Annotated in this window: 4 protein-coding genes and 1 pseudogene; 2 read left to right on the top strand and 3 right to left on the bottom strand. The window is 65.2% G+C overall.

Going from position 1 to position 5,927, the window contains the following annotated elements:
- The 3 genes and pseudogenes from Q0632_RS22370 to Q0632_RS10065 form a co-directional block, all read right to left on the bottom strand.
- Window positions 1-624: pseudogene (locus Q0632_RS22370) on the bottom strand (hypothetical protein); the annotation flags it as partial.
- Window positions 625-664: 40 nt separating this feature from the next.
- Complete coding sequence (locus Q0632_RS10070; protein WP_298928358.1) at window positions 665-2,323, bottom strand: MFS transporter; 1,659 nt, start codon at window positions 2,321-2,323, stop codon at window positions 665-667.
- A 20-nt stretch (window positions 2,324-2,343) separates the two neighbouring features.
- Entirely contained in the window at window positions 2,344-3,627 is a 1,284-nt protein-coding gene (locus tag Q0632_RS10065) for a nitrate/nitrite transporter (RefSeq protein WP_298928355.1), read from the bottom strand.
- A 224-nt stretch (window positions 3,628-3,851) separates the two neighbouring features.
- On the opposite strand from Q0632_RS10065, the gene Q0632_RS10060 reads away from it, so the two are divergent.
- On the top strand, window positions 3,852-4,364 hold the full coding sequence (locus Q0632_RS10060; RefSeq protein ID WP_298928351.1) for a hemerythrin domain-containing protein: 513 nt from the start codon (window positions 3,852-3,854) through the stop codon (window positions 4,362-4,364).
- A complete protein-coding gene (locus Q0632_RS10055) occupies window positions 4,361-5,374 on the top strand; it encodes a DUF6306 domain-containing protein (protein ID WP_298928348.1) in 1,014 nt (337 codons plus the stop codon). The genes Q0632_RS10060 and Q0632_RS10055 overlap by 4 nt, the downstream gene beginning before the upstream one ends.
- Window positions 5,375-5,927 lie beyond the last annotated feature (553 nt).

Genomic DNA, 5,927 nt, shown 5'->3' with positions numbered 1-5,927 from the left:
GGGCATGCCCACCACGTCGAGCGCCGCGACGATGTTGCCGCCGCCGATGCGCGCGATCTGCGCCGCGGCATCCGCATCGCGCGTGTTCACGGTGGCGGCGGCGCCAGCGGCCTGCACCAGCCGTGGTACGTGGCGCACAAGGACCTCGAACGCAACACGCTGCACGCGGTGCAGGGCCATGGCCACCCCTGGCTGCAGTCGGGCAGCCTGCAGTTCGACGATGCCAGCGGGGTGGCCGGCACACCACCGGCCGACGGCGCGCTGGCCGCCAAGGCCCGCTACCGCCAGGCCGATGCCGATCGCAGGCACCAGCAAGCTGGCCGTGGCCAGCGTGGTGAAGCGGCGCCCGCCGATCATCGGCACCGCGAAGGCGTAGAAGATGCGCAGCGTGGCGCCACACAGGGCGGGCAGCGCCGTCAGCCAGAACAGCTGGTTGGTGCTGTAGCGAAAGCCCGCTGCCGGCAAGTGCACCACCACCACCGACCACAGCATCCACACCGCGAACGCCAGGGCCAGCGCAGGGACCGACACCCACAGGTTGCGCCGGGCCACCGCGCGACCGGACAGGTCCCAGAACTTGCGGTCCTCGGGGTTCCAGTGCTGGATGATCGTCATGCTGGTCATGGCGTGAAGGGGTGCCGGCGTCAGGGTGCGTCGCCGTGACTCAAGGGTTCTTCACGTAGGCATTGCCACGCAGGTAGAACCACCAGTTCAGCACCAGACAGACGGCATAGAAGATCGCGAAGCCATACATCGCGTATTGCGGCGTACCGGCCTTGATCTGCGCACCGATGACCACCGGTGCGATGAAGGCGCCGTAGGCGGCGATGGCCGATGTCCAGCCCAGCACCGGGCCGGCCTGCGTGCGGTCGAAGATGACGCCGATGGTGCGGAAGGTGCTGCCGTTGCCGATGCCGCTGGCCAGGAACAGCAGCATGAACAGGCCCAGGAACATCGGGAAGTACTGTTCAGGCGTGGCCGAGCCGTAGGCCTGCATCATCACGTAGCCCACCGCCACCGAAGCACCGGCCATCACCACCGAGATGATCTGGGTGACGATAGAGCCGCCCACCTTGTCCGAGATCCAGCCGCCGACGGGGCGGATGGCCGCGCCGATGAAGGGGCCCATCCAGGCATAGGTCAGGGCCGAGGGCGCATTCGGGTTCTTCAGCGCGTGCTGCATCACGCCGTTGGCGTCCGGAATGTGCTGGAAGCCGAAGATCACCGTGATGGCCAGCGGCAGCGCCATCGAGAAGCCGATGAACGAGCCGAAGGTGACGATGTACAGCGCGGTCAGCGACCAGGTGTGCTTGTTGCTGAAGATCGCGAACTGCTTCTTCACGCCCTCCTTCATCTCGCCGAAGGCGGCCAGCTTCATCACCAGCAGCGCCAGGATGACGTCCAGCGGAATGGCCACCCACATGCTCAGCAGCCCCAGGCCGGTGGGCTTGGGCAGGTACAGCCACAGCATGAAGATCGCGGGCACGAAGGCCAGCGTGTACAGGTAGGTGATCTTGGCGAACGCCACCAGCGGTGAGCCCGTGGCAGGCGACACCGTCTTCAGGTTGTTCATGCCCCACCAGCACAGGATGGACAGCGGCACCAGCGACAGCACCCAGGCGAAGCCGGCGTTCTGGATCCAGGTGGGGGTGCCGGCGGCGATCTTCCCGAAGATCCAGCCGCTGTCCTTGACCAGCACCATCGGCTCGCCACCGAAGGCGCCGAACAGGCCCACCGTCATCACCAGCGGAATGACGATCTGCATCGTCGTCACGCCGAAGTTGCCCAGGCCGGCGTTCAGGCCCAGGGCTGTGCCCTGCAGGCGCTTCGTGAAGAAGGTGCGGATGTTGGACATCGAGCTGGCGAAGTTGCCGCCGCCCACGCCCGACCACAGGGCCATCAGCTGGAAGGTCCACAAAGGCCAGTCCTTGTGCTGCAGCACGATGCCGGTGCCGATGGCCGGTGCCAGCAGCATGGCGGTGGTCAGAAAGATGGTGTTGCGCCCGCCGGCCAGGCGGATGAGGAAGGACGCCGGGATGCGCATCGTTGCGCCCGAGATGCCGGCGATGGCCGTCAGCGTGAACAACTCGGCCTGGGTGAAAGGAAAGCCCAGGTTGAGCATCTGCACGGTGATGATTCCCCACATGCCCCAGACCGCGAAGCCGCACAGCAGCGCGGGTACCGAGATCCAGAGGTTGCGGTAGGCGACCTTCTTGCCCGTGGCATTCCAGAAGGTGTCGTCTTCCGGACGCCAGTCGGCGATGTCGGGGCCGGTAGCCTGGTTGGGGGCGGACTTGGCACCCGCTGTCGTGGTGGCACTCATGGCATCTTCTCCTTGTGCTTTCAGCGCGCGAAACTGCGCGACAAGGGCGACGCCGGTGCGTTCGTGCCCATCATTTCGGTCTTGCGCACTTCGGTCCAGTACATCCAGATCAGCGAGACCCAGACCACGCCGTACATCAACATGAAGGCGCTGGAGCGGATGCCGGTGAGGTCCATCAGCGCGCCGAACATGATCGGCAGCACGAAGCCGCCCAGGCCGCCGGCCAGGCCGACGATGCCGCTGACGGTGCCGATGTTGTCGGGGTAGTCGTTGCCGATGTACTTGAAGACACTGGCCTTGCCGAAGGCCCAGGCGATGCCCAGGATGAACATCAGCGCGGTGAAGAGGTAGACGTTCAGGCCGACGTGAAACGTGCGGGGGCCGTTGACGGTCACCACCGTGAAGTCGGTCTGCGGGTAGCTCAGCAGGAACAGGCACACCCAGCTGACCCACAGCACCCACCAGGTGACCTGGTGCGCGCCGTACTTGTCAGACAAGATGCCGCCGAATGCGCGCAGCACGCCGCCTGGCAGGCTGAAGCAGGCGGCCAGCAGCGCGGCAGTCTGGATCGACAGGCCGAACTCGCCCACGTAGTACTGCACCATCCACAGCGCCAGCGCCACGTAGCCGCCGAAGACGATGCTGTAGTACTGGCAGTACTTCAGAACCTTGGGGTCCTTCAGCATCTTCAGCTGGTCGCTGAACTTCACGTTCGACGGCACCAGGTGCTTCGGGTCGCTGCTGCTGCCGAACCAGAACAGGATGACCGTGCCCAGCATCACCGCGGCATACACCTGCGGCACCAGCGTCCAGCCGCCGATGGCCAGCAGCACCGGCGCGGCGAACTTGTTGACCGCTGAGCCGGAGTTGCCCGCGCCGTACACGCCCATCGCCATGCCCTGGCGGCTCTTGGGGAACCAGCGCGCCACGTAGGGTGTGCCGACCGAGAACGAACCCCCGGCAAGGCCCACGAAAAGGCCGATGACCAGGAAGTGCCAGTAAGCCGTGGCGTAGCTCATCAGCCAGATCGCCGGCACGGTGATGGCCATGAGCAGTGTCATCACGATGCGGCCGCCGTAGCGGTCGGTCCAGATGCCAAGGGGCACGCGGATGAGCGAGCCAGTCAGTACCGGCGTGGCAGTCAACAGACCGAACTCCGTGGCGTTCAGTCCCAGCGTCTTCTTCAGCGGAATGCCGATGACGCCGAACATCATCCACACCATGAAGCACACGGTGAAGGCGATGGTGCTGACGATGAGCACGGACCACGCCTGGCGTGGGATGGGAGTTGTGGTGGTGGCCATGGATCGGACTCGTCTTGGGTTTGACGAGACTGTCCGCCGGCACGGCCCCGGTGAACATCAGCACGGTGGCTACGCGCACCGCGGCAGAAGAACGATGGCGCGCGGCCAGGACATAGTTCTGAAGAACTACGCCGGGGCCCTTTGGTTCAGAACTTGACCTGGGTCAACGTCAACGGCTTGCGCCCTCGCCCAGACTGAACCGGAATAGGCTGCCTCCACCGACCATGTCCCCTGAAACCGCCCGGCAGGTCAGTGCCCTGATCGACCGCATCCAAACGCAGTTCCATGAAGGCCACCGCCGGGCACTGCCTGAGTTGCTGGCCATGGCAGCGAAGGTCGAGGCGCGCGGCATCGACGACAGCCTCGTCGATGCGCTGCACGCCATTGGCGACGCGCTGGAACAGCACATGTTCAAGGAGGAGATGCGGCTGTTTCCGATGATGGAGCAAGGCGGCAACACGTTGATCGGGCTGCTGATCGAGGACTTGCATCGCGAACATGTTGCACATGAACACGCCATGGACGCTCTCCGCGCGCACCTTTGCACGCTGACCGAAGCTCACGGCACGGACCTGGCGCTCCATCAGCTGATTCGAGGCCTCGACGACCTGGCCTGTCAGCTGGCACTGCACATCCGGGCAGAAGACGAGGAACTGTTTCCGCTCTTCGCAACGCCTCCATCTCCGGGCTCCCCTTCGACATTCAACCCACCGTCGCCCGCGACCTCTACCTCATGAATTCGACCCCACCGCAGTCATCCGCCTCCCTGCCGGAAACGGACTCCGCATCAGCCACCACTGACCCGGCCCGCACGGCCTTGCTGGACGCGCTCAACGAACTGTTGGAGGCCGAGCGTGCCGGTGCCCGCGTTGCGATGGAGACGGGACGGTCGATCACCGACCCCGAGCTCGCGGCATTGGTGGAAGACATCCACAAGGACGAGGTCCGCTGGTGCAGCATGCTCATGCGCACCATTAAATCGTTGGGGGCCACGCCCTCCAGCGCGACCGGTGCGTTCCATGGCAAGGCGATGGCCATCGCCGATCTGGACGAGCGATTGAAGTTTCTGAACCGAGGCCAAGCCTGGGTGACCCGCAAGCTCCAGGCCCTGATTCCGCAGGTCGACGACGCACGGGCACGCGCCGACTTGACGGACATGCTGCAGGCCCATCACCAGAACATCAGCCGGGTGGAGGCCCGATACACAGCGCCTGCCACTTTGGAGCCCCAGACGGCACCGCAGGCCGAAGCGTCACCCGTGCCCACCGAGCCCGGTGCGCTGATCGAGCACATCCTGACGCGCTTCCACGAAGTCCATCGTCAGCAGCTCCCCGTGCTGATTCAGCTTGCGGCCAAGGTGGAGGCAGTGCACGCGGACCACGCCGAGACGCCGCGGGGCTTGACCGATCTGCTGACGTCGATGCACTGCGAACTACTGGCGCACATGGAGAAGGAGGAGACGATCCTCTTTCCGATGCTGGCGCGGGGCGGCAGTTCTTTCGTCACCCACCCGATCTGCGTCATGATGTCCGAGCATGAGGAACATGCTCACAGACTCGCGCTGTTGCTGACCTTGACTCTTCAAGCGACGCCGCCCGGCAATGCTTGCCGCACCTGGATCCAGCTTTGCACTGCGACTCGGCGGTTCGCCGAGGACCTGCAGGAGCACATCCGGTTGGAGAACAGGGTGCTGTTCCCACAATTCGACAAATCCCTGACTCAAGAGCGGCCAGAGGCTGTGCGGTAAACAAGCGGTTTCCGGTGAAGCCCGCCCACCCACGCTGAACTGCATCTCGTCGCGGCGCCGGTTGCCGAAGAGTCCGCAGTACCCGATAGCGCTGCCTGCCCGGCGGTGCGATTCGCTGGGAGCCCACGGACACCCACGACGTACGCGCCTTCGTTAGACCGGGCGATGACCACGCGTCGATGGTGGCCAGCCCTGCTGGAACGTTACTGCACGGCGATACACAGGGACTTTCCAGTGTTCCGGGCGCTGCAGCTGGATTGACCCGGGATCCACCCAGATCAAGCGACCGTCGGCTATCCGGCCATCAGACGGATGACGGGTTGTGGCCGAGGGCCGCCACCAGCCGACTGTCCGCACACCTGCCCTTCAAGTGAGATGGCATACCCATTCACAGGTGGTGCCCGCGCAGCAGGCTGGCACCGACCGGCACGCTGCCGCCACGGACCTGCCCGCTCAGGCTGCCGCCCAACTCCTTCCACAGCGCGCGGATCAGACCGCTGCTCTGCGCTTCGGCCGGCAGGGGCGCCAGGCTGAGCGCCTTTTCGCCGCACAG

Origin of the sequence: uncultured Ramlibacter sp. (genome assembly GCF_936925435.1) — a bacterium.
Taxonomy (GTDB): domain Bacteria; phylum Pseudomonadota; class Gammaproteobacteria; order Burkholderiales; family Burkholderiaceae_C; genus Ramlibacter.
Note: the sequence above shows the minus strand (reverse complement) of the source record. Positions and strands in the feature narration are given on the sequence as shown.

What these genes read in the sequence shown, in the direction of transcription:
- Q0632_RS10070 (WP_298928358.1), bottom strand. Translation starts at nt 2,323, where the DNA reads ATGAGTGCCACCACGACAGCGGGTGCCAAGTCCGCCCCCAACCAGGCT.
- Q0632_RS10065 (WP_298928355.1), bottom strand. Translation starts at nt 3,627, where the DNA reads ATGGCCACCACCACAACTCCCATCCCACGCCAGGCGTGGTCCGTGCTC.
- Q0632_RS10060 (WP_298928351.1), top strand. Translation starts at nt 3,852, where the DNA reads ATGTCCCCTGAAACCGCCCGGCAGGTCAGTGCCCTGATCGACCGCATC.
- Q0632_RS10055 (WP_298928348.1), top strand. Translation starts at nt 4,361, where the DNA reads ATGAATTCGACCCCACCGCAGTCATCCGCCTCCCTGCCGGAAACGGAC.